17 protein-coding genes are annotated in these 22,045 nt (G+C 72.7%); 8 read left to right on the top strand and 9 right to left on the bottom strand.

Annotation, left to right across the window (positions count from 1 at the left end; genetic code table 11):
* Nucleotides 1–35: 35 nt before the first annotated feature.
* Nucleotides 36–1,691 (bottom strand): FAD-binding dehydrogenase, encoded by a 1,656-nt coding sequence (locus OG286_RS29530; RefSeq protein WP_396319191.1) that lies wholly within the window; start codon nucleotides 1,689–1,691, stop codon nucleotides 36–38.
* A gap of 323 nt (nucleotides 1,692–2,014) precedes the next feature.
* Here OG286_RS29530 and OG286_RS29525 point away from each other — a divergent pair, with 323 nt between their 5' ends.
* Nucleotides 2,015–2,968, top strand: a complete 954-nt coding sequence (locus tag OG286_RS29525; protein WP_396319192.1) for an SGNH/GDSL hydrolase family protein — start codon at nucleotides 2,015–2,017, stop codon at nucleotides 2,966–2,968.
* Between the two features lie 72 nt (nucleotides 2,969–3,040).
* Here the strand turns inward: OG286_RS29525 and OG286_RS29520 are convergent, their stop codons facing one another.
* The 3 genes from OG286_RS29520 to OG286_RS29510 all read right to left on the bottom strand — a co-directional run bounded on the left by OG286_RS29520 (nucleotide 3,041) and on the right by OG286_RS29510 (nucleotide 6,649).
* Nucleotides 3,041–5,470, bottom strand: coding sequence for a lamin tail domain-containing protein (locus OG286_RS29520; RefSeq protein ID WP_396319193.1), 2,430 nt, complete (start codon nucleotides 5,468–5,470; stop codon nucleotides 3,041–3,043).
* Between the two features lie 683 nt (nucleotides 5,471–6,153).
* Nucleotides 6,154–6,429, bottom strand: coding sequence for a hypothetical protein (locus OG286_RS29515; RefSeq protein WP_396319194.1), 276 nt, complete (start codon nucleotides 6,427–6,429; stop codon nucleotides 6,154–6,156).
* Nucleotides 6,430–6,466: 37 nt separating this feature from the next.
* Nucleotides 6,467–6,649: a hypothetical protein gene (locus OG286_RS29510; RefSeq protein WP_396319195.1), complete on the bottom strand. Its 183-nt coding sequence runs from the start codon at nucleotides 6,647–6,649 to the stop codon at nucleotides 6,467–6,469.
* Between the two features lie 331 nt (nucleotides 6,650–6,980).
* Here OG286_RS29510 and OG286_RS29505 point away from each other — a divergent pair, with 331 nt between their 5' ends.
* Complete coding sequence (locus OG286_RS29505) at nucleotides 6,981–7,967, top strand: LuxR C-terminal-related transcriptional regulator (RefSeq protein WP_396319196.1); 987 nt, start codon at nucleotides 6,981–6,983, stop codon at nucleotides 7,965–7,967.
* A 229-nt stretch (nucleotides 7,968–8,196) separates the two neighbouring features.
* Here the strand turns inward: OG286_RS29505 and OG286_RS29500 are convergent, their stop codons facing one another.
* Nucleotides 8,197–9,318 carry a HoxN/HupN/NixA family nickel/cobalt transporter gene (locus OG286_RS29500; RefSeq protein WP_396319197.1) on the bottom strand — a complete coding sequence of 374 codons (1,122 nt, stop codon included), beginning with the start codon at nucleotides 9,316–9,318 and terminating at the stop codon, nucleotides 8,197–8,199.
* 302 nt (nucleotides 9,319–9,620) lie between these two features.
* On the opposite strand from OG286_RS29500, the gene OG286_RS29495 reads away from it, so the two are divergent.
* The 3 genes from OG286_RS29495 to OG286_RS29485 all read left to right on the top strand — a co-directional run bounded on the left by OG286_RS29495 (nucleotide 9,621) and on the right by OG286_RS29485 (nucleotide 13,555).
* Nucleotides 9,621–10,583, top strand: coding sequence for a hydrolase (locus tag OG286_RS29495; RefSeq protein ID WP_396319198.1), 963 nt, complete (start codon nucleotides 9,621–9,623; stop codon nucleotides 10,581–10,583).
* A 253-nt stretch (nucleotides 10,584–10,836) separates the two neighbouring features.
* A complete protein-coding gene (locus OG286_RS29490; protein ID WP_396319199.1) occupies nucleotides 10,837–12,699 on the top strand; it encodes a CocE/NonD family hydrolase in 1,863 nt (620 codons plus the stop codon).
* A gap of 133 nt (nucleotides 12,700–12,832) precedes the next feature.
* Nucleotides 12,833–13,555 carry an aspartate/glutamate racemase family protein gene (locus tag OG286_RS29485; RefSeq protein WP_396319200.1) on the top strand — a complete coding sequence of 241 codons (723 nt, stop codon included), beginning with the start codon at nucleotides 12,833–12,835 and terminating at the stop codon, nucleotides 13,553–13,555.
* Nucleotides 13,556–13,601: 46 nt separating this feature from the next.
* Here OG286_RS29485 and OG286_RS29480 read toward each other — a convergent pair whose 3' ends face one another.
* Both OG286_RS29480 and OG286_RS29475 read right to left on the bottom strand, forming a co-directional pair.
* A complete protein-coding gene (locus OG286_RS29480) occupies nucleotides 13,602–14,831 on the bottom strand; it encodes a hypothetical protein (RefSeq protein ID WP_396319201.1) in 1,230 nt (409 codons plus the stop codon).
* Nucleotides 14,821–15,402: a SigE family RNA polymerase sigma factor gene (locus OG286_RS29475; RefSeq protein WP_396319202.1), complete on the bottom strand. Its 582-nt coding sequence runs from the start codon at nucleotides 15,400–15,402 to the stop codon at nucleotides 14,821–14,823. The genes OG286_RS29480 and OG286_RS29475 overlap by 11 nt, the downstream gene beginning before the upstream one ends.
* Nucleotides 15,403–15,547: 145 nt before the next feature.
* Here OG286_RS29475 and OG286_RS29470 point away from each other — a divergent pair, with 145 nt between their 5' ends.
* Both OG286_RS29470 and OG286_RS29465 read left to right on the top strand, forming a co-directional pair.
* Nucleotides 15,548–16,882: a DUF4419 domain-containing protein gene (locus tag OG286_RS29470; protein WP_396319203.1), complete on the top strand. Its 1,335-nt coding sequence runs from the start codon at nucleotides 15,548–15,550 to the stop codon at nucleotides 16,880–16,882.
* Between the two features lie 18 nt (nucleotides 16,883–16,900).
* Nucleotides 16,901–17,170, top strand: coding sequence for a hypothetical protein (locus tag OG286_RS29465; RefSeq protein WP_396319204.1), 270 nt, complete (start codon nucleotides 16,901–16,903; stop codon nucleotides 17,168–17,170).
* A gap of 46 nt (nucleotides 17,171–17,216) precedes the next feature.
* Here OG286_RS29465 and OG286_RS29460 read toward each other — a convergent pair whose 3' ends face one another.
* Both OG286_RS29460 and OG286_RS29455 read right to left on the bottom strand, forming a co-directional pair.
* Entirely contained in the window at nucleotides 17,217–18,074 is an 858-nt protein-coding gene (locus tag OG286_RS29460) for a hypothetical protein (RefSeq protein WP_396319205.1), read from the bottom strand.
* 55 nt (nucleotides 18,075–18,129) lie between these two features.
* Nucleotides 18,130–20,931 carry a PKD domain-containing protein gene (locus tag OG286_RS29455; protein ID WP_396319206.1) on the bottom strand — a complete coding sequence of 934 codons (2,802 nt, stop codon included), beginning with the start codon at nucleotides 20,929–20,931 and terminating at the stop codon, nucleotides 18,130–18,132.
* A 284-nt stretch (nucleotides 20,932–21,215) separates the two neighbouring features.
* Here OG286_RS29455 and OG286_RS29450 point away from each other — a divergent pair, with 284 nt between their 5' ends.
* Nucleotides 21,216–21,833, top strand: a complete 618-nt coding sequence (locus OG286_RS29450; RefSeq protein WP_396319207.1) for a hypothetical protein — start codon at nucleotides 21,216–21,218, stop codon at nucleotides 21,831–21,833.
* Nucleotides 21,834–22,045: the final 212 nt, after the last annotated feature.

Below are 22,045 nucleotides of genomic sequence, written 5' to 3'. Positions count from 1 at the left end.
ACGCTGCGTCGGTCGGGCCCCGGCCCCATGGAGCCCTACGCCGTCGCGGCCGCCGCCGCCCGGCCCGCCGTGCGGCCGGAGAAGAGGCAGCCACCGAGGAACGTCCCCTCCAGGGAGCGGTAGCCGTGGACGCCGCCACCGCCGAAGCCGGCCGCCTCGCCCGCCGCGTAGACGCCGTCCAGCACCTCGCCGCCGGGCCGCAGCACCCGGGCGGAGAGGTCGGTCTCCAGCCCGCCGAGCGACTTGCGGGTCAGGATGCTCAGGCGGACGGCGATCAGCGGCGCGGCGGCCGGGTCGAGCAGGCGGTGCGGCGCGGCGGTGCGGATCAGCTTGTCGCCCAGGTAGCGGCGGGCGCCGTGGATGGCGGTGATCTGGAGGTCCTTGGCGTACGGGTTGGCGAGCTGCCGGTCCCGGGCCTCGACGGTGCGGCGCAGCTCGTCGGGGTCGATCAGCGCCTCCCGGGTCCTGGCGTTCATGCCGCGCACGAGGTCGGGCAGGTTGCCGGCGACCACGAAGTCGGGGCCGTGCCGCAGGTGGGCCTGGACGGGGCCGGGGGCTCCGGGCAGGGCACGGCCGAGGACGCCGCGCAGGGAGCGCCCGGTGAGGTCGGGGTTCTGTTCGGAGCCGGAGAGGGTGAACTCCTTCTCGATGATCTTCTGGCTGAGCACGAACCAGGTGTGGTCGTACCCGGTGGAGCGGAGGTGTTCGAGGGTGCCGAGGGTGTCGAAGCCGGGGAAGAGCGGGACGGGCAGCCGGTGCCCGCGTGCGTCCAGCCAGAGGGAGGAGGGGCCGGGCAGGATGCGGATGCCGTGCCGGGCCCAGATCGGGTCCCAGTTCTCGATGCCCTCGGTGTAGTGCCACATCCGGTCGCCGTTGATGAGGTTGCCGCCGGCCTCGCCGGTGATGCCGAGCATCAGTCCGTCGACGTGGGCGGGGACGCCGGAGAGCATCCGGTCGGGCGGGGTGCCGAGCCGGGCGGGCCAGGCCTTTCGGACCAGGTCGTGGTTGCCGCCGATGCCGCCGGAGGTGACGATCACGGCCTGGGCGCGCAGCTCGAAGGAGCCGGCCACCTCACGCGAACTGGCCTCGCCGCGGGCCACCGCACTGGGCACCAGCACCTCGCCGGTCACCGTGTCGGTGACCCCGGCGTTCGCCGCGAGCCCGGTGACCCGGTGACGGAAGCGCAGGTCGACCAGTCCGCGCGCGGCCGCCTCCCGGACCCGGCGGACGAAGGGTTCGAGCAGGCCGGGCCCGGTGCCCCAGGTGATGTGGAAGCGGGGCACGGAGTTTCCGGGCCCGTCGGCGAGCAGCCCGCCGCGTTCGGCCCAGCCGACGACGGGGAAGAACCGCACGCCCATCCCGTGCAGCCAGGCCCGCTTCTCGCCGGCCGCGAAGTCGAGGTACGCCTCGGCCCAGCGCCGCGGCCAGGCGTCCTCGGGGCGGTCGAAGCCCGCGGTGCCGAGCCAGTCCTGCCGGGCGAGCGCGTGGGAGTCGCGGATCCGCATCCGGCGCTGCTCGGGCGAGTCGACGAGGAACAGACCGCCGAAGGACCAGTGCGCCTGGCCGCCGAGGGAGGCCGCGGGCTCCTGGTCGAGCAGGATCACCTTCCGTCCGGCGTCGGCGAGTTCGGCGGTCGCGGCAAGGCCCGCCAGTCCGGCTCCGATGACGATGACGTCGGCGTCCAGGGCCATACGGGGTCCTCCATCGGTGCTCCGGCGGTGCGCGTGCGCCCGATACTGCGGCCTGTGACGGGGGGCGTCAACCGGTCGGTAACACGTGCCGACGGGGTCGGGACGGTGACAAGCAGCAGCGTGAATTCCGCTCCGGGTCGTTTCGGAAATACCTCCGATACGCACTGGAGCGTAATTCAGAAATACTTCTGACGGTTTTTCGGAAATTTCCGCGCAATGTCTGGACGCATGCGAAACCTGACAGTAACTTACTTGTGAGTAGTAGCTGTGGCCCGGCTCGCACGACCCCCACCCACCGTCGTTTCTCTCCCCCAGGAGGAACCGTGCTCCGCCCTGCCCGGAAACTCCCCACCACCCGCGAAACCCGGCCGGCCCGGAAGTCCGCCCTGCTCGGCGCCGCCGCGCTGGGCGCCGCGCTCGCCCTGACCTCGACCAGCGCACAGGCCGCCACCCCCGCGCCCCACCACTACGTGGCGCTCGGCGACTCCTACGCCGCCGGCGCCGGCGTGCCCGGCCAGTCCGCCGGCCTCTGCCTGCGGTCGGACCGCAACTACGGCCACCTGGTGGCCGCCGCTCTCAAGGCCGGCGCGTACACCGACGTCACCTGCGCCGCCGCCAAGGTGAAGGCGATGACACAGCCGCAGTACGACGCCTTCATCCGGGTCAACGACCCCCAGCTGGACGCCGTCACCGCCGACACCGACCTGGTGACCCTCGGCATCGGCGGCAACGACCTCGGCGCCACCGACCTCGGCCTCGGCGAACTGGTCGGCGTCTGCATCGCCGGCGCGGTGGTCAACCCGCTCGGCACGCCCTGCAAGGATGTCTTCCACCACGGCTACTGGGACTGGTCCAGCTGGTCCTGGCAGTACGGCAACGACGACCTGGCCGACCGGATCGCCACCGCCAGGCCGCAGATCGCCGACACCCTGAAGAGCATCCACAGCAAGGCCCCCAAGGCCAAGGTGCTGCTGGTGGGCTACCCCTCCGTGCTGCCCGCCGACGGCGCGAAGTGCTTCCTCCGCCAGCCCGTCACCGCCGGTGACGTCGAGTACATGTACGGCATCCTCGGCCGGCTGAACGCCATGCTGAAGTCCACCGCGGCCGCCAACGGCGCCACCTACGTGGACACCGCCACCCCGACCGCCGGCCACGACGTCTGCTCGGACGACCGCTGGATCGAGGGTGCGCTGCCCGGCTCCCCGGCCGTCCCGTTCCACCCGAACGCCACCGGCGAGAGGGTGATGGCGGACGCGGTGCTCGCCGCGCTGCGCTGACACACCCGTGGAAAGTCCCGAGGGGGCGGTGACCAGACCCCGGTCACCGCCCCCTCGGTCATGCCGCGGGCACTACGGCTTGATGCGGACGACCTGCGGGTCGTGGTCGCTCGCCTGCCGGGCGAACTCGCTGTTGATGTGCACCACGTCGTACTTGGCGTACCCGACCTCGGGGCTGACCAGGATGTGGTCCAGCACCTGCGAGTTGCCCTGGTAGACGTACGAGTACTGCTCCTTCTCCGGCAGCTCGTTCACCAGGTCGCGCAGCACGCCGTCCTTGGTGACCGCGGCGAGCGCGGGCGAGAACTGGTAGTCGTTGAAGTCGCCGAGCGAGACCACCTTGGCCTCCTTGTCGGCGGCCAGCAGCTTGGCGACGAAGGCCTGCTCGACGGTGGCCTGCTTGATCCGCTGCTCCTCGGAGCTGCGGGTCGGAGCCTGGAACCGGCTGTCGATGCCCTGGTCGCCGCCCTTGCTGTTGAAGTGGTTGGCGATGACGAAGACCTTCTTGCCACGGAAGGAGAACTGGCCCACCAGCGGCTTGCGGCTGTTGGCCCAGGCCTCGTCGGCCGGGTCGATCCGGCCGGGCGAGGCGGTCAGCGCGGTGGCCGCGCCGGTACCGGCCACGTCCACCGCGGAGGTCGTGGAGCCGCCGGGGATGTCGGTGAAGGAGACCCGCTGCGGGTTGAAGAGGAAGACCTGGCGGATGTTGCCGCCGGGCTCGCCGCCGTCCTTGCCGTTCTCCGGGTCGATCGAGCGCCAGTCGTACGCGGGGCCGCCCGCCGCCTTGATCGCGGCGATGAACTTGGCCACCGTCACGCTCGCGTCCACCGTGCCGTCGTTGGCGGCCCCGTTGTTGTCCTGGATCTCCTCCAGGGCGACGACGTCGGGCGAGCGCAGGTTGGTGACGACGGCCTGGGCCAGCTCGGCGAACTTGGAGTCCGGGTTGCCGGGGGCCAGGTTCTCCACGTTGTAGGTGGCGATGGTGAGTTCGCGGTCCGTGGCCGGGGCCGTCACCTCGCGCTGGAGGTGGTTGTCCTGGAGCGCTCCGAGGGCGCCCGCCACCAGGGTGTAGCCGCCGAACTGGTTGTAGTCCAGCGGGCCGCTGGTGGTGCCGGTCAGCACGTCTCCGACGTTGGCGACCGGGAACTGCTGCTGGCTGACGGGCGCCTGCTGCTGCACCATCAGGCGGCCGACGTTGGGCTCGGCGTACGACTCGTAGAGCACGCCGCCGCGCTGGCTCTTCTGGTCCTGCTTGTCGGCGGCGACCCAGAGCTCGTTGTACTTGTCGGTCGCCTGGACCACGCGGACGTCCTTGACCTCGACGAGCATGCCCTCCAGCGACTCGTAGAAGTCGAGGGTGTACTTCTCGGGGTTCAGCGGGAGCGGCTCGATGGTGCCGCCGGCCGGGGCCTGCGGGGTGTAGGTGCCGGGGATGTTACGGGTGTCCACGACGACCGGCGCCGGCAGCGGGTTGCCGGAGGAGACCACGGTGACGGCCGGGTTGGTCAGCTGGGTGAGCGACTGCGAGCCGCCGCTGTAGCTCGGGTAGTACTCCGTCACCTTGCCGGTGACCAGTACCGAGTCGCCGACCTTGACGGACGGGGTGGCGCTGCCGGTGTAGACGAAGATGCCCTCGCTGGTGGCCTGGTCGGCGTCCGGGTTCGGGTCCTGGATCCAGAAGCCCTTGGAGCCGTAGCCGCGCACGCCGGTGACGATGCCGGGCACGCCGGCGACGGTCTTGCCGGTCCGGGTGGAGAGGCGGGTGGTGCCCTGGATGTCGTGGATCCGGACGCTGCCCGGCTCGGTCGGCCCGGTCGGGGTGGTGCCCTCGGCGGCCTCGCCCTTGCTGTTGGTCGGCGTGGGAGCGCCGGCGGCGAGGTCGGCCGCGTTGTCGTCGGTGTCGGCGAGGCCCGCCCGGCGGGCCACCGAGGCGGTGTTGGAGGCGCCGGCGGCGGAGGCCGAGCCCTCGTGGACCACGGCGGTGCCGAAGCCCGCCAGGTCGCGCACGCGCGGGTCGGCGGCGCAGTCGGCGGCGGTCTTGCAGGTCAGCGGGTCGATGCCGCGGACCAGGGCGACGGTGCCGCTGGTACCGGAGAGGGCCAGCGAGCCGGCCGCGTCCGGGGTGGGCAGGTCGACGGTGCCGGCGGCGCCCGCCGCCTCGCCGACCAGGTAACGCCCGCCGGGGGCGATCGCGCCGGTCAGCGGGGTGACCCCCCACTGGGTGCCGGCCCCGGGGGTGCCGGATATGTACTGGACGCTCCAGCCGTCCAGGCCGAAGGCGGCGCCGCCCTTGTTGGCCAGCTCGACGAAGTCGTTCTTCAGCGTGGCGCCGGAGTTGCCACCGCCGCCGTACACCTCGGCGATCACCGCGTCGGCCGAGGGCGCGGCCACGGCGGCCGGGAGCGGGACGAGCACCAGCGAGGCGGCCAGGCCGGCCGGCAGGAGGGTGGCGCGGAGCAGCGCGCGGCGCGAGCGGGTGCGGGGAGCGGGGGACGTGGTCACCTGGGCGGGACTCCTTGGTCTGCCGTGGGCGCACGGCGGCACGGCAACGGGGGCGGCACGTTCGCCCGGCGGACGTGGGGCCGCCGGGCCGTGAGGGTGGGTCAGAGAGTGGGTGGGACAGGCGCACACCGTGCGCTACTCGCGTAGAAAAAGGCACGGGAGTCGAGAAGCGCCCCCCGCAGCGCTCAAGATACGCGCGTAGAAAATGACGCGACAAGTCCCCGGTGGTGAACTTTCGCTACCACCGGCCGCCCTGACGCCCGCACAGCGGCGGGCCCGCAGGCCGGGAAAGTCCCCCGGCCTGCGGGCCCGCCGCACCGAACCCCGCCCGGCCGACGCCGTCCGACCCCCGTTTGCCAGCCGCCGGAGCCGATCTCGGTGCGGGAGCTCAGGCCATTGCCGGCGCCCTTGCCGAGGCAGGGCCTTCCGGTCCGCCCCGGGTCCGGATCCCACCGCCGCGAGGTCACCGATGCCGCCGGCGGTGCGGACCGGTGGCGGCGCGGCCGCCCGTTTCGCGCGCCCGGCGGGCCTCTCCGACGCCTACCGCCCGCCGGCCCGGAGGAACCACACCCGTGACCGGATCACCGGAAAAGGACGGCCTGCGGAATTCCGGCCCGGCCGGGAGGGGTTCCGCCGCCGATTTCGGCGGGCGACTTCAGCCGGGACGATTTCGGCCGGCGACTTCAGCCGGCGACGGAAACGCGCCAGGACTGGAAAGCCGGAGAGCACGAGAGGGCCGCGGAACACATGGCCAGCGAATGGGCGGGAGCGTCGTCGCCGCTCCCCCCGCTGGTGAAGACGACGAGGTCGATCGAGTCCCGGCCGGCCCTCGACTGGACGTGCTCCAGGCCGCCGCAGGGATCGGCATGGGCCCAGAGCACGTCCTTCAGGACGTGGGCGTCCGCTTCGGTCAACAGGTGCCGGTCGGGGCTTGTGAGGGTCAGGCGGACGATGTGCATCGGGGTCGGTTCAAGGGTCCGGCGCCGACGGCGTCGGTCACTTGAAGTCGTCCCAGCTGATGCTGCCCGGGTCGGTCGGGCCGCCGGTGCCGGAGTCGGCCGCCGCGGACACGACCGGAGCCGCGGCCGGCGCCGCGGAGGTGGTGGCGGCCGGCAGAGCGAGCGTGGCCACCGTTGCCGCAGCAGCGAGGACACCGAGAACGCGAGCGGTGATCCGCATGGAACAACCCCCTGTGTGATGGTTCGTCAGTCTGTTCGTCTGCCGGGCCTCGAGCGGACGGCGGTCTGGTCCCCGCCGCCCCACCGGCTGCGGGGCCCGGCGCCCCCGCAGCTCGGCGATTCACATCCTGCTGGTCCGGACCAGCACCCCGGAAGACTTTCCCCGAGGCATCATCCGGCCAGGCAGCATGTCGCCACCCCACCCGCCCCGTCCGCCCGCCCCGCCCCACGGATGCATCGTCAGATCGCCTTGCACACACATGTGCGAGCTGTGAGAATCACGCAGGCGGCCATCTCGGCCGGGCCGCCCATCGCCGAGTCCGGGGGGAAGCGTGCTCGAGGCACTGGGACTGGACCCGACGGCGGAAGCTGTCTACGCAGCCATGCTGGCCGAGCCCGGGTGCCGGGTCGCCGACCTGTGCCACCGGCTCGCCCTCTCCGAGACCGCCGTCCGGGAGGCCCTCGACCAGCTCGCGGACCTGACGCTGCTGCGCCCCTCCCAGGAGGTTCTCGGCGCCCTGCGCCCGGTCAACCCGGCGGTCGGCCTGGAGGCCGTGATCCGCCGCCAGGAGGACGACCTCGCCCGCCGCCAGCAGGAGCTGGTCGCCAGCAAGGCCGCCGTCGCCCAGGCCGTCGCCGCCTACGCGGACCTCCTGCCCAACACCACCTCGGAGGCCACCGAACGGCTGGTCGGGATGGACGCGATCCAGGTCAAGCTCGAAACGCTGGCGCGCGACCTGCAGGAGGAGTTCCTCGCCGCGATCTCGGGCGGGGCGCAGTCCCAGGCCAGCATGGACGCCGCCCGTCCGCTCGACCAGGACGCGCTGGCGCGCGGCGTCGTCATGCGGACGCTCTACCAGGACAGCGTCCGCAACGACCAGGCCACCCACGCGTACGCGCAGTGGCTCACCGGGCTCGGCGGCCAGGTCCGCACGGCGCCGCTGCTGCCGCCGCGGCTTCTGGTGTTCGACCGCCACACCGCCGTCGTCCCGATCGACCCGACCCGGACCAGGTTCGGGGCGCTCTGCACCAGCGAGCCGGGGCTGGTCGCCTCGCTCGTCGCCCTGTTCGAACAGGCCTGGGCCACCGCCGTGCCGCTCGGCGACGACCAGCCCACGCACCACGACACCGGCCTCACCCCGGCCGAGAGCGACCTGCTCCGGCTGCTCGGGACGGGCCTGACCGACGAGGCCGCCGGCAAGCGGCTCGGGATCTCGGTCCGCACCGTGCGCCGCCAGATGTCCGCCCTGATGGAGCGGCTCGACGCCACCAGCCGGTTCGAGGCCGGCCTCAAGGCGGCGCAGCGCGGCTGGCTGTAGCCGGGCCCCGCGCCCGCTCCGCCGCATCCCGTCCGAAAGCCGTAGCCGGGCCCCCGCGCCCGCTCCGCCGCATCCCGTCCGGAAGCCGCCACGGCCGTTCCGGCACCCCGCCGCGTCCACCCGGCACGCCGCGTCCGCCGCGGAACGGCGGAGGGCCCGCCGGCCCGGGGTTCACCGGGCCGGCGGGCCCTCGTCGCGCCGCGCAGGACCTGCTCTCGCCGCGCAGGGCCTAGTCGGACTCGGTGGCCGCCGCGGCCAGCCCCGCCGACCACTTCTCCTCGACCTTGCCGAGCTTCCAGTACGCGATGGCCGCCGCCCAGGTCAGCACGAACAGGGCGACGATGGCGTACCCGACGAGGTTGAGGTCCAGCTCGCCGATCCAGGCGACCGGCCCGCTGGTGATGTCCAGCTTCTCCCCGAGCAGCCCGATCAGCTCGATCGAGCCGATGACCAGCGCGACCAGCACCGAGAGGCCGGTGACGGTCAGGTTGTAGTAGATCTTCCGGACCGGCTTGGAGAACGCCCACTCGTAGGCGAAGTTCATGAACGAGCCGTCGATGGTGTCCAGCAGGCTCATACCCGCCGCGAACAGGACCGGCAGCACCAGCAGGGCGTACCAGGGCAGCTGGAAGGCCGCCGCACCGCCGGCCAGGACCAGCAGCGAGACCTCGGTCGCGGTGTCGAAGCCGAGGCCGAAGAGCAGTCCGACCGGGTACATGTGCCACGGCTTGGTGACGGCCCTGGTCACCCGGCCCAGGATGCGGTTCATGAAGCCGCGCTTCTCCAGCTGCGCCTCCAGCTCGGCCTCGTCGTACTCGCCCTCCCGCATCTTGCGGAACACCTTGAGGATGCCGTTGAAGGCGCCCAGGTTGATCAGGCCGAGCAGGAGCAGGAACGTTCCGGAGACGGTGACGCCGATCAGGCCGGTGGCCTCGTGCAGGGTGGAGTCGTCCGTCTCGACCTGCCCGGCGAGGGACTTGATCCCGAAGGCCAGCAGCGCGCAGAGGCCGAAGACGATCGACGAGTGGCCCAGCGAGAACCAGAAGCCGACCGAGAGCGGGCGCTTGCCCTGGCCCATCAGCTTGCGGGTGGTGTTGTCGATGGCCGCGATGTGGTCCGCGTCGAAGGCGTGCCGCATGCCGAGGGTGTAGGCGGTGAGGCCCATGCCGGCGCCGAACACCTGCCCACCGACGTCGTAGTGCTCGGGCGCGATGACCGCGAGCAGGGTGAACCAGCCGATCACGTGCAGAGCGAGGATGAAGCCGCCCATGCCGGCCAGCCGGATCCACTCCTCACGGGTGAGCCGGTCGCGCCATCTGACGGCGGTGGCACCTGCGGCGGGGCTGGACATCGTGTCGTCCTTTCGGGGAACGTGCGGAGCTGGGCCATCTTTCCCCCGGCAGCGAAGTACTTGCAAGTCATGCGCAATTACAGATGAGCGGCGAACGAATGCAAGAGGCGCACGAGAGGGGCGCGCAAGGCCGCGGAAGGGTGCGGTCCGGAATCGTGCACGCCCTCCCGAAGATCGTCATGCACCGTACAAATACCCGTAACCTCCAAAGCCTTTCATCGCCCCGTCTACGCGCGGATACTCAGGTTCTACGCGCGAATACTCGGGCGCCGAACCCTCAACTCCCCACGGAGGAACGGCATATGATCCGCATTCGAACGGCCGCCGCCCTGGCCGTCCCGGCCCTCCTCGCGGCCGGCCTCACGGGCCTCGCCCCCACCGCCTCGGCCACCCCCACCGCCGTCGCCACCACCTCGACCACGACCGCCGTCAGTGCGACCCCCCACCGCGTGCTGTTCGACAACAGCAAGGCCGAGACCGCGGGCAACGCCGACTGGATCATCTCCAGCGCCCAGCCGGACCCGCTGGCCCAGAACGCCAACCCCACCACCGAGAAGAGCTGGACGGGCGCCCTCTCCGCCTGGGGCGTCGCCCTCCAGAAGACCGGCCAGTACAGCCTCAAGACCCTCCCGGCCGGCTCCACCGTCAGCTACGGCACCGGTGCCGCGCTCGACCTGGCCAACTTCGACACCTTCGTGATCCCCGAGCCGAACATCCGGTTCAGCTCGGCCGAGAAGGCCGCCCTGATGCGCTTCGTCCAGAACGGTGGCGGGCTCTTCCTCATCTCCGACCACACCCAGAGCGACCGCAACAACGACGGCTGGGACTCCCCCGCGGTCATCAACGACCTGCTCACCAACAACGGGGTGAACAACAACGACCCCTTCGGGTTCTCGGTCGACCTGCTCAACATCACCACCGACAACCCGCGCGCGGCCAACGACGCCACCGACCCCGTCCTGCACGGCCCCTTCGGCACCGTCACCGGCTCGATCCTGCGCAACGGCACCACCTTCACCCTCAAGCCGGCCGACAACCCGTCGGTCAAGGGCCTGGTCTACCGGACCGGCTACAGCGGCAACACCGGCGCGTTCTTCGTCACCAGCACCTACGGCAGCGGCCGGGTCGCCATCTGGGGCGACAGCTCCCCCATCGACGACGGCACCGGCCAGAGCGGCAACAAGCTGTTCAACGGCTGGGACGACCCGGCCGGCACCGACGCCGCCCTCGCCCTGAACGCCACGTCCTGGCTCAGCAAGGCGTAAGGACGGGACCCGCACCGGTCGGCCGGGCGGCTCCGGTCGACCGGGCAGCTCCGGTGGGCCGGGCGGCTCCGGCTCCCCCGGGACCCCCGGCTCACCAGGAAATCGGCGGCATCCTCCCCTAGGGTCGGAATGCTGACGCCTGCGGTGCGGGCGGGCCACCCGGCCCGCCCCGCACCGTGGCCCGCAGAGCGGGAACCCCGCCCCACCCGGGCGCCCGCCGACCCGGGACTCCCGGGACCCGATGGGAGCGGCCATGCCCTCGTACCCCTACCGCACCCTCCGGGAGGACGTACGCGTCCCCCTGCCCGACGGAACCGAGCTGTACGCCCGTCTCTGGCGCCCGGTGACCGACGACCCCGTGCCCGCACTGCTGGAGTACTCCACCGGGCGCCTCACCGACTGGACCGCCACCGACGACGCCCGCCGCCACCCCTGGTACGCCGGCCACGGCTACGCCTGCGTCCGGGTCGACCGGCGCGGCCACGGCAACTCCGGCGGCGCACCCGATGACGCCACCGAACTCGCCGACGGGGCCGCCGTCCTCGCCTGGCTCGCCGACCGCCCCTGGTCCAGCGGCCGGACCGGCCTGCTCGGCACCGGCCCCGCCGCCGCCACCGCCCTGCGGCTCGCCGCCCACGCGCCCGGCGCCGTCCACGCCGTCGTCGCCGCCTGCCCCGAGACCGGCCTGCGCCCCGGCGGTGCCGTCCCCGCCGCCGACCTGCACACCCGTGCCACCGCCCACATCGCCGACGCGGCCCGCCCGCCCGACCCGCAGTACCTGGGCGACGACTGGCGGCCCCGGTGGCAGGAACGGCTCGCCGCCCTGGAGCCCGCCCTCCCCGGCTGGATCGCCGACGCCCCGCCCGACGACCCGCCCGGCACCGCCACCGTCCCCACCCTCGCCGTCGCCGGCTGGGGCGACCCGTCCTGCACGCTGCTGCTGCGCCTGCTCTCCTCCGGCCCCGTCCCGGTCCGTGCCGTCCTCGGCCCCTGGCCGCACGGCCTGCCCGACGAGATCCTCCCCGAGACGCTCCGCTGGTGGGACCACTGGCTCCGGGACATCGACACCGGCGCCCTCAAGACCCCCGTCCTGCGCAGCTGGATCAGCACCCGCTGGACCGGCGAGGAGGCCTGGCCCTCCCCCGACGTCCGCGACATCCACTACGGCCTCGACGGGCCGCTGCGCACCGCCGGCACCGCCTCCGACGACCGCTACGTCCCCGTCCGCTCCCCCCAGCACACCGGCCTCAACGCCGGCGCGTACATCCCGCTCGGCCGCCCCGCCGACCGGCCGCCGGACCAGCGGGAGGAGGACGGACGCTCCGTCTGCTTCGACTCCCAGCCGCTGCCCGAACCGCTCGAACTGCTCGGCGCCCCGTCCCTGCGGCTGCGGCTGCGCCCCTCGGCCGTCGCGGGCCTGGTCGTCGCCCGCCTCTGCGACGTCGCCCCCGACGGCACCTCCACCCTGGTCACCCGGGGCGCCCTCGCCGCCTCCCCGGAAACGCCGGACGTCACCGTCGACCTGGCCGCCGCCAGCCACACCGTCCCGCCCGGCCACCGCCTCAGGCTCGCCCTCTCCTCCACCTACTGGCCGTGGCTCTGGCCCGATCCCGAGCCCGCCGGCTTCGGCCTCGACCCCTCCCGCAGCACCCTGACCCTCCCCGTCCGCCACCTCGCCGCCGACTCCGGTGCCGCGCCCGTCACCTTCGCCTCGCCCACCCTCCCGCTCCCGCCGCCCGTGCACACCACCGAGCCGCTCACCGCCCGCCCGGAGCGCCTCACCATCCACGACATCGCCCGCCACGAGTGGCGCACCGAGCTCTCCCCCGCCACCGACGGCACCCGCACCCAGGCGGACGGCCTGGTCCGCGACGAGCACACCGTCACCGCGTACCGCATCCTCAGCGCCTCCCCCACCAGCGCCCAGGCCCGCACCGACCTCACCGTCCGCCTCGAACGCCCCGCCATCGGGTGGGACGTCACCCTCCAGACCCGGACCGAACTCCGCTGCACCTCCACCCACTTCCTCGTCCACACCCGTCTGACCGCCCTCGAAGCCGGCGACGTCGTCTTCACCCGCGACTGGCAGCAGCAGATCCCCCGTGGCGCGACGTAGCCCGACCCGCCGGGGCGGGGGCGCCGGGCCCCTGTGTGCTCTCCGGCCCGGCTCCCCCCGTGCGGGCAGCACAGGAGCGGAAAGCAATCCTTATATCTTTACCGATATTGCCCAGCAATGTTTATATGTGCCCATGAAGACACTGGGCCTGATCGGCGGCATGAGCTGGGAGTCCACCGCCGAGTACTACCGGACGCTCAACCAGCTCACCCGCGAGCGGCTCGGCGGCCTGCACTCCGCCCGGCTGGTGCTCTACTCCGTCGACTTCGCCGCCATCGAACGCCTCCAGGCGCAGGGCCGCTGGACGGAGGCGGGCGAGGTCCTCGCCGATGCGGCGCGCTCGCTGGAGGCGGCCGGCGCCGAGCTGCTGCTGATCTGCACCAACACCATGCACCGGGTCGCCGACCAGGTCGAGGCCGCCGTCTCCGTCCCGCTGCTCCACCTCGCCGACGCGACCGCCGACGCCGTCCGGTCCGCCGGGCTGCGCCGGGTCGGCCTGCTGGGGACGGCGTTCACCATGGAGCAGGACTTCTACCGGGGCCGGCTGGAGGCGAACGGCCTCACCGTCCTCGTCCCCGACGCGGACGGGCGTGCCCTCGTCCACCGGGTGATCTACGAGGAGCTCTGCCTTGGCGTCGTCCGCGAGGAGTCGCGCGCCGGATACCGGCGGGTGATCGAGGAACTGGTCGCCGCCGGCGCCGAGGGCGTGATCCTCGGCTGCACCGAGATCGAGCTGCTGGTCGGTGAGGAGGACAGCCCCGTGCCGCTCTTCCCGACCGCCCGCCTGCACGCCGAGGCCGCCGTCGAGGCGGCGCTCGGGGACGTGCTCGGGGACGTGCTCGGGGACGCGCGCTAGCCGGCGTCGCCCTGCTCCCCTGTGACAGGGCGACGCCGACGGCGGGTCAGGACCGCCAGACCGGAGCGGTGACGATGGCCTTGAGCTGGTCGAGGCTCAGGGCCGGGGTCCCGGGCCGGGCGGTGTAGCCGTTCTCGCCGTTCTGCTCGGAGATCATCACCTGGCGTCCGTCCGCGTAGTACACGGCGGCCGTCCAGTGCAGGACCGGCTGGGTGGCGGTCTTGCCGTTCCCGAACTGGTTGAGGACGACGGTGCTGCCGTCGGCCCGCTTCTCCCGCACGGCCAGCGGACCGGCCGAACCCTCCGACTCGGCGTACTCCTTGTCCTTCCGCCCCCGGTCGCCGGGCGGCCCCAGCACCACCGACAGCAGGCTGGAGCGGCCCTCGAAGGTCACCAGCAGGTTGGCACTGCTGCCCCCCTTCACTTCGGACTGGGTGGCCCCCGGCGGGAGCAGCGGGACCAGTTTGGCGACCACCTCGGCCGCCGACGGGGTCGCTTCGGCGCTCGGCGGGCTGGAGTCCTTCTGTGGCTTGGGCGCGTCGGGCCGCAGCGGCAGCGCGGCGAAGACCTGCTCCCAGGCCGGGGAGGTCACCAGGGCGGTCAGCTGGTCGGCATCGAGCGGCGGCGCCTCCCGGTTCGGCGTGGCGGGCTGACCGTTGAACTCCGTGACGCTGACCCGCCGGCCGTCGGCGGCCGCCCAGGTCGCCCGCCACTCCCGGTGGTCCGACTCGGGGGGCCTGTTCCGCAGCTTGTCGATCACCACGACGGAGCCGTCCTGGCGCGTCACGCGGTCACAGGAGTCCTGTGGCGTGGAGAACGGGTCCGTGCAGACCGCGCCCGCCTCGGGCGTCAACTCGCTCCGGTTCACGCTGAAGGAGAAGATGCTCGCCCCCTTGCCGTCGTCGAACAGCAGCGTCGCGCCGGTCTCGTACTGGTGCCCCGGCAGCTTGCCCTCACCGGTGCCGCCCGCGTTCAGCACGGCCACCTTCCCCTCCGGCAGCAGACCGGTGACCAGGGTGACCACCTCGTCGGCGGACATCGACGGCAGCGGCGGGCCGGCCGGACCGGCGTTCACCACACCGCCGCCGAGGGCCGCGACACTGCCCGCGGCGAGCAGCAGCACCGCCAACCCGCCCGCCGCCGCTACCCGCCGGCGCTGCTGCCCACGGCGGCCACGCCGCTGGGCGCCGGCGGCGAGGGCCGTGTGGCTCAGCGGTTCCGGCGCCAACTCGGCCGCGTCGCGCAGGGCCAGGGCGAAGTCGTCTTCAAAGGGCATGGCGAAGCACCGCCTTCTCGGTGGTCGGGTCCTGGGGCGCGCGACCCGCTCCGACGCCCAGGTCGTCGCCGAGCGTGGCGCGCATCCGGGCCAGCGCCCGGCTGCTGCGCGAGCGCACGGCCGTACTGCTCAGCCGCAGCGTCGCGGCCGTCTCCTCGACGCTGCGGTCCTCCCAGAACCGCAGCACCAACACGGCCCGGTCCTGCTCCGGTATCTCGCCGAGCGCCCGCAGCAGCGTCAGCCGCAGCGCCGGATCCGGGCCGTCCACGGCGATCTCGGGCACGACGTCCGTGACCCGCTCCGAGCTGCTGCGCCGCCGGCGGTACGACAGGAAGGTGTTGACCAGGACGGTCTGCGCGTACCCGCTCGGGTTGTCGAGGCCGGCCACCTTGCGCCACTTCACGAAGATCCGGCCGAGCGCCTCCTGCACGAGGTCCTCGGCGAGGTGGGCATCGCCGCCGGTGAGCAGGAAGGCGGTGCGCAACAGGTGCCGCCCCCGTGACGCGACGAAGGCCGGGAAGTCGGGCGGCGCCGGCTCTGCCGGGGTGTCCGCGCTCGGTGTTTGACTCATGACCTTCTAACGCCGTTGACCCGCGGTCATGTGGCAGCCCTCGGACAAGAACTTTCCGCCGGTCGTCCGCCCGATCTCCAGTACCGCGGCTGTCGCCCCTCCCTCTACGATCGGTCGCCGATCACCGCTTCCAAGGGGCCTCCTTTTGCCTTTCCACCTCGAACTGCCGCTCGACCACGCCCCCGAGGCCGACCGGCGCGCCGGTGAACTCGCCGCCGAACTCACCGAGCTGGGCAACGAGCGCTTCCTCCGGGCCGTCCTGCGCGACCACGCCCGGTTCCACCACCGCAGCACCGACCGTCTCACCGGCAAGCCGACCGACGCACCGGAGGTCACCGAACCCACCTCCAGCCTCCTGCTGCGCGCCGTCCACCTGGCCTTCGCGGCCCACCTGCCGCTGAGCCTCGCGCCCGACCTGCTCTGGTACTGCGTCGTCCACGAGGTGGCCGTCCATGTCCGCCTCAACCAAGGCGCCTACGCCGGCCTGTTCACCGACAGCCCCGGGTACGAGCAGACGATCCTGGTGGTCGACGACAACTCCCCGCTGGACTGGGAGCGTTCGATCAACCTGGTCCGGGAGCCGCTGGGCGACCGGATCGGCGCGGGGACTGCCGACCTCTTCCAGCCCGTCTTCTCGACCACCACCCCCGCCGACGCGACGGCCACGCTGGTGGCACTGATGGACATCGTCAGCCCCTACTACCGCTTCCGTTGGCAGACGCTCTGCGGAATCCCCCGGATCCGGCTGGAGGGCACGGCGGAGGACTGGCAGCTGCTGGCAGACCGCGTCCGCGAGTTGGCGGAGCGGTTCGCGGGCCTGCGTGACTGGTTCACCGCCCTGCATCCGGTGCTGGACGAGATCGCCGGGACAGCCGCCGGGTGCGGCGTCGACCAGGAGTTCTGGCGCTCGCTCTACAAGCACCGGTCGTTCTCCGGCGGCGACGAGGTGACCGGCTGGATCAACGCCTTCTTCGCCCACGACTATCACGACGAAGGCCCACGGCCCAGAGCCTCGTTCGGCCCGGGCGCCGCGCCGACGGACCTCTTCCCCTCCCACGTCTCCCGCGTCCCGTTCCGCTGGGAGACCCCCGCCGGCACCCTCGACATGGCCTTTCTCGGCGGCGCGCTCGGCATCGAGCGCGACGGCGAGTGGCTGCGGCCCCGGCTCGGCCACGCCGTCGTCGAACTCCTCCCCTCCGCCGAGCCCGCCGACCTCCTCCTGCCCGAGCCCTGGACACTCGCGGACGTCCAGCGCTGCGCCGGGGCCAGGGAGGCCCGGCTGATCACCGAACTCGGCACCGTCACCGTGGGCGGCGAGCCCGCACAGGCCGAGTACGCGATCGATCTGGGCTGGTACTGCGTGGTCCGGTCCACCGACGGCACCTGGTACGTCGGCGAACTGCGCTCGGACGACGGCGACATCACATGCTGGTCCGCCAATCCCCACCCGGATCTCGGCACCGCTCTGCGGGTGCTGTAGGTGTCCCGGACTCCCCGGGTGAGCAGCGACCCCCTTCGCCTCACCGTCCTCGGCAGCGCCACCCCGTACCCCACCGTGGACAACCCGTACTCGTACTGCCTGGACCAGCTGCTGCGCGCCGTCGCCGACGACGCGGCCGCCGACGTACTGATCACCGACACGGGACTGGAGCGCATCCACCACCCGTACGACGGCGGCGCCGACGTCCTGCTCACGAGCACCGATGAGCGCGACCGGCTCCGCGCGCGCCACGCGGACTGGCTCTCCAGCCACCCGGACGGGCTCTGACCTGGTGGCAGTCCCGGCCGGCCGGGGCTGCCACCACCCGGGTGCGTCAGCTCCTGGTGAAGTAGCCGGTCAGGTCGGTGATCAGGTCGAGCGGACCGCCGGCGTTGAAGACCGAGAAGGTGTCCCTGTTCAGCCCGGTGGTCACCGAGTTGGCCGAGGTTGTCTCCAGCTCGACGTTGAGGTTGGAGGTGTCCGGCCGGTTCGGCCCCGGGTAGACCGTGAGGTGTCCGGGGGTGGAGATGTCGGTGGCCGTGACATTGGCCTCGACGGCCACGACGTCGGGGGTGGAGCCGTCCGACGCGAGGGCCTGGATCTGCTTCGTCTGGTGGTAGTCGATCCGGCTGCCGGTGAGGCGGCTGTCGAACTGCCTGAGGGGCGTCTTGAGGGCGCGGAAAAGGCCGGTGCCCGAGGGGCCGTAGTAGCCGACGAGGTCGACGACGACGTTCGCCGCGCCGGCGTTGTTGTAGATGTTGATCCGCCCGTCCTCACCGACCGGCACCACCACCTGGTTCGGGACGCTGCGCCGTACGGGGACGTTGATGTTCGAGCCCTCGGCCGGGCGGGCCGTGCCGCCGGGGTAGACCGCCACGTAGCTGTCCGCGGAACTGTCGGTGGCGGTGACGTTGAGGACCACCGCGCGGGCGTCACCCGTGCCGAGCTCGGGGCGGGCGACCTTGATCGTGCGGGCCGTTCCTCCGCCGATGGGACCGGCGCTGTCGGTCCGGGTGTCCGTGATCCGGGCCGGGGCCAGCGGGGCGAACTTGTCGCCCGTGCCGGGCTGGTAGTAGCCGACCACGTCGAGGATGACGTCGGTCTTCTTGGACGTGTGGCCCCGGCCCGGGTTGCCGGTCGGTCCGAGAGTTCGTCCGGGCGGTTTCCCCGGGGCCCGCGACGGCGGGAACACCCGAGGCCCGGCACCCCAAGGACGGGGTACCGGGCCTCGGGTGTCCGTGCGCTCGCTACTGGTTCCGGTAGTAGCCGAAGAGGTCCGCGACGACGTGCGTCGTCCCGGCGTTGTTGGCGAGGTCGAACCGGCCCTGGGCATCGACCGGGATCGTGGTGTGGTTGGGGACGTCCAGCCCGGGGGTGGCATTGAGGTTGCTGGTGCCGGGGCGGGCGCCGCCGCCGGCCCAGGCGGTGAGGTGGGTGGGCACCGTGGTCCCGGTCGCGGTCAGGTTGACGGCCGCGGCGGTCGCCCCGGCCGGGACGCCGCCCACCGTGCGGACCGAGCCCGGGCCGAAGGCGGACCCGTCGCGCGAGTCGAGCAGCCGGGTGGGCGTGACCGGGGTGAACAGGCCCTTGCCGTCCGGGCTGTAGTAGCCGAAAACGTCGACCACGGCGTGCGAGCGGCCGGCCCGGTTGTACAGGTCGACGCTGCCGTCCGCTCCGAGCGGGACCACCACCTGGTTGGGGATGTTCCGGCCCGGGACGGTGTTGAGGTTGGACCCTGCGGCGGGGCGCGCGGTGCCCGCCGGGTAGACCGTGAAGAAGCCGGTGGAGGTGGACTCCGTGGCCGTCACGTTGAGCACCACCGAGGTGGCGTTCGCGGGGACGCCGCCGGAACCGGCCACCTTCAGTCGACGGGTACCGCCCTGGCCGAGCGGGCTGTCGTCGGCCCGGGTGTCGAGCAGCCGGGCCGGGGCGACGGAGGTGAAGCGGTCGGGGCTGTCGCCCTTGAAGTAGCCGAGGACGTCGGCGACGGTCTGGACGTAGCCCGCGTTGTTGCGGACCACCACCAGCCCGTCGGGGCCGATCGGGACGGTCACCAGGTTGGCGACGTCCTGACCGGGGCCGAAGTTGACGTTCGAGGTGGCCGACCGGGCGAGGTGGGACGGGTAGACGTCCAGGTGGCTGTCGGTGGTGCCCTCGGTGGCGGTCAGGTTGAGCACCACGGCCGTGGCGCCGGGCGGCACGACGTCGGTGGCACCGGTGCTGCGGCCGCGGACATAGAGGTCCATGGTCTCGCCGGGGCCGAGGCGCGGGTAGTGACTGCCGGGCTCGCGGGAGTCCAGGATGCGGGTCGGCGGGATCGCGGTGAAGCCGGACGGGGTGTAGGCGACGGTGACCTGGCCGGAGCTGGTCACGGTGGCGCCGGACGCGTCGGTCACGGTGCCCTTCACGGTGTACGTGCCGGGCTTGGCGTACACGTGGCGGGCGGGGCCGTAGCTGTCGACCGGCTGGACCGTGCCGTCGCCGAAGTCGTAGGAGAGATTCGAGATCGGCCACGGGCTGCTCGCCGTCGCGGTGACGTCGGCCGTGACGGCGAGCGGGTCGCGCCCGCTGTCCGCGGCCACCGTGAGCGTGGCGGTCAGCGGCTTGTCCTCGCCCACCTGCACCGGCCACTCCAGCCGGTCGGTGACCTTTCCGCCGCGGTCGTCGGTGACGGTCACCTGCGGGCGGTACTCGGCCGGGGTGGTGTAGGTGTGGCGGACCGTCGCATCGGCCGTGGTCAGCGGTGCCGTGCCGTCGCCGAAGTCGAAGGTGTAGGCGAGCTTCGTCGGCCAGGTGTTGGTGGCGGTGGCCTTCAGCTCGACGGTGAACGGCGCGGGACCGGTCGGGGGCTCGTAGATGGTGCCCTTGGCCTCCAGCCGGACGTCGTCGAGGCCGACGACCTCGTACGCGCCGCGGTCGCGGAAGCTGCCGCCCGGGCCGGTGTTGTCGACGTCCGGGTGGTCGACGGCGCCGTGGCCGAGCAGATCGACGGTGGGCACGCCGGGGGCCTGCGGATCGGCGGCGTCGGTTGAGCCGTGGCCGGCGCCGAAGGGATTCACCAGGGGGACGGACAGCGGCCAGTAGGCCCTGTCGAACTCGACGGAGGCGCCGCCATCGTGCTTGCCCTGCCCCGTCGCGGCAGTCAGGTCCGCGGCCCGCAGGTACGAGACGTCGGCCCACTTGTAGGCGGGATAGAGGCCCCCCGGCGAGGCCGAGCTCACACTGTTGTAGTCGAGACTGGTCCCCGCCGTCGAAGCGGCGGACACCTGGACCGTGCCCATGGTCACGAGGTTGTTGGCGATCGTCGCGTGATCGGAGGCGCCGGCGAGGTCGATGGCAATCGCGGTCGACCACTGCCAGTGCACGGTGTTGTTGGTGATCAGGGTGCCGGGCGCGTCGGTCACGGAGACGGCGGGCGCGCCGAAGACCGTCGCGAAGTCGTTTCCGGAGATCACCGTCCCGGTGACGCCCGGGCCGAGCTTCACACCTCCGCCCGTGGTCTCGTAGTAGACCGACCGCTCGACCGTGACCTGCTCGCTGCGGCCCGTGACGCTGACACCCGGCCGGACGGTCTGGCTGTCCGCCTTCCCGATCCAGTTGCCCGAGAGCTCCACCCGGCTCACGTTGTCGAGTTCGAAGCCCTTCACCTCGAAGCCCGAGAAGACGATGTCGTGCTGGCCCGATATCCGCACCGGCATCCGCAACGGGCCTGCGATGCTCGGCTGGCTGTGCAACGCGGCCCTGCCGAGGCGCCCCCGACCGCGGAAGGTGATCGGCTTGCCCGGCTCGCCGGACCGCCGGACGGCCACGTCCTCGATGTAGTCGCCCTGGAAGACGTCCACGGTCTGCCCGGGCTGCACCCGGTCGGCGGCGGCCTGGATAGTGCAGAACGGCTTGGCCTCGGTGCCCGGGCCGCCGTCGGTGCAGAAGCCGTTGCTGGCCCTGACGTACAGGACGGCGGCCGGCTCGGCCGCGACGGCGGGCAGCGGTAGCCCGACGACGGCGGACACCACAGCGGCACACAGGCCGACGGCATGACGAAGACGCACGGTGTGCTTCCCCCAGGGGTGATAGAGGTCCGGTCCCGCTCGGCCCGCTTGCGCTGCGAGGACCGCGGTCGCGCAGATGGAGTGCCTGCGGAGCATCGGTGAGCATTATGCGGGGCGGGGTGATCGTTTCGGCCACCGGGGTGGCCGGAATACCTCCGCCCGCGCCCCGCTCGCCCGATCGGCATGCGCATCTGACGGACAGTCCGACGGTCGCCGGATGGAATGATCCGTACGCAAGAGCAGGAGCCGGCAACAGCAGAATGGGGTGGCGCAGGGTGACGACCGTGGACAGGGTTCAGATCGTTGGCGGGGACGGCTGGACGGCGCCGGTCGGGTCGCGGTTCCCGGACGCGCTGAGGGTGCGGGCCTTCACCGACGAGATGCCCGCGCCGGACGCGGACGTGACGTTCACGGTCTCCGGAGCCGCCTCGCTCGGCGGCGCGGCCGGGGCGACGGTCACGGTCAAGGCCGACGAGGACGGGTTCGCCGCCGTGGAGCTGGTCGCCGGGGAGGAGCCCGGCGAGGTGGAGGTCACCGCCGCCTGGGGCGACGACCTCACGGCGTTCCGCCTCACCGTGAGCGCCGCGGAACTCCTCATGCCGGCGCCGCTGGTCGAGGGGGCGTGGGAGGGCGCGCTCGCCCTGGGCCGCATGGCCCAGGTCACGGTGGTGGTCCCGGCGATGGGGGCGCTCAAGGCGGGGAGCGTGCTCCAGGTCGTGTGGGAGGGGGACGACGACGCGCGCTGCGAGGTCGAGCGAACCATCACCGTGAACGGGGAGGGCCTCAGCCAGGCCTTCTACGTGGTGGCCGCGTACGCGCCGCTCGGTGACACGCGGGTGGGCTACCAGGTCTCCGGGGTCGAGTACGGCGCCCGGACGCTGGCCCTGAAGGTCACGGAGTAGCAAGCGCATCGGAAGTACGACAGTTGAGGCCGCCCGGTGCTGAGATCCGGGCGGCTTCGGTGTTCAGCGGGCAGGCGTGCCGCGGGTCTGGCAGCACTCCCGTCCGGGAGCATCCGTCGGATCCTCGTCCCCCGTCCACGACGCCGTCGGTGGTGGCGGAGGGCAGGGCGGGGCGTTCACGATTCTCGGCTTTCCACAACGCCAGGACCTCG

It is taken from the genome of Kitasatospora sp. NBC_00039 (assembly GCF_045160625.1).
Lineage (GTDB): Bacteria > Actinomycetota > Actinomycetes > Streptomycetales > Streptomycetaceae > Kitasatospora.
The sequence above is the reverse complement of the archived record's forward strand: the minus strand, read 5'-3'. Positions and strand labels throughout refer to the sequence as shown.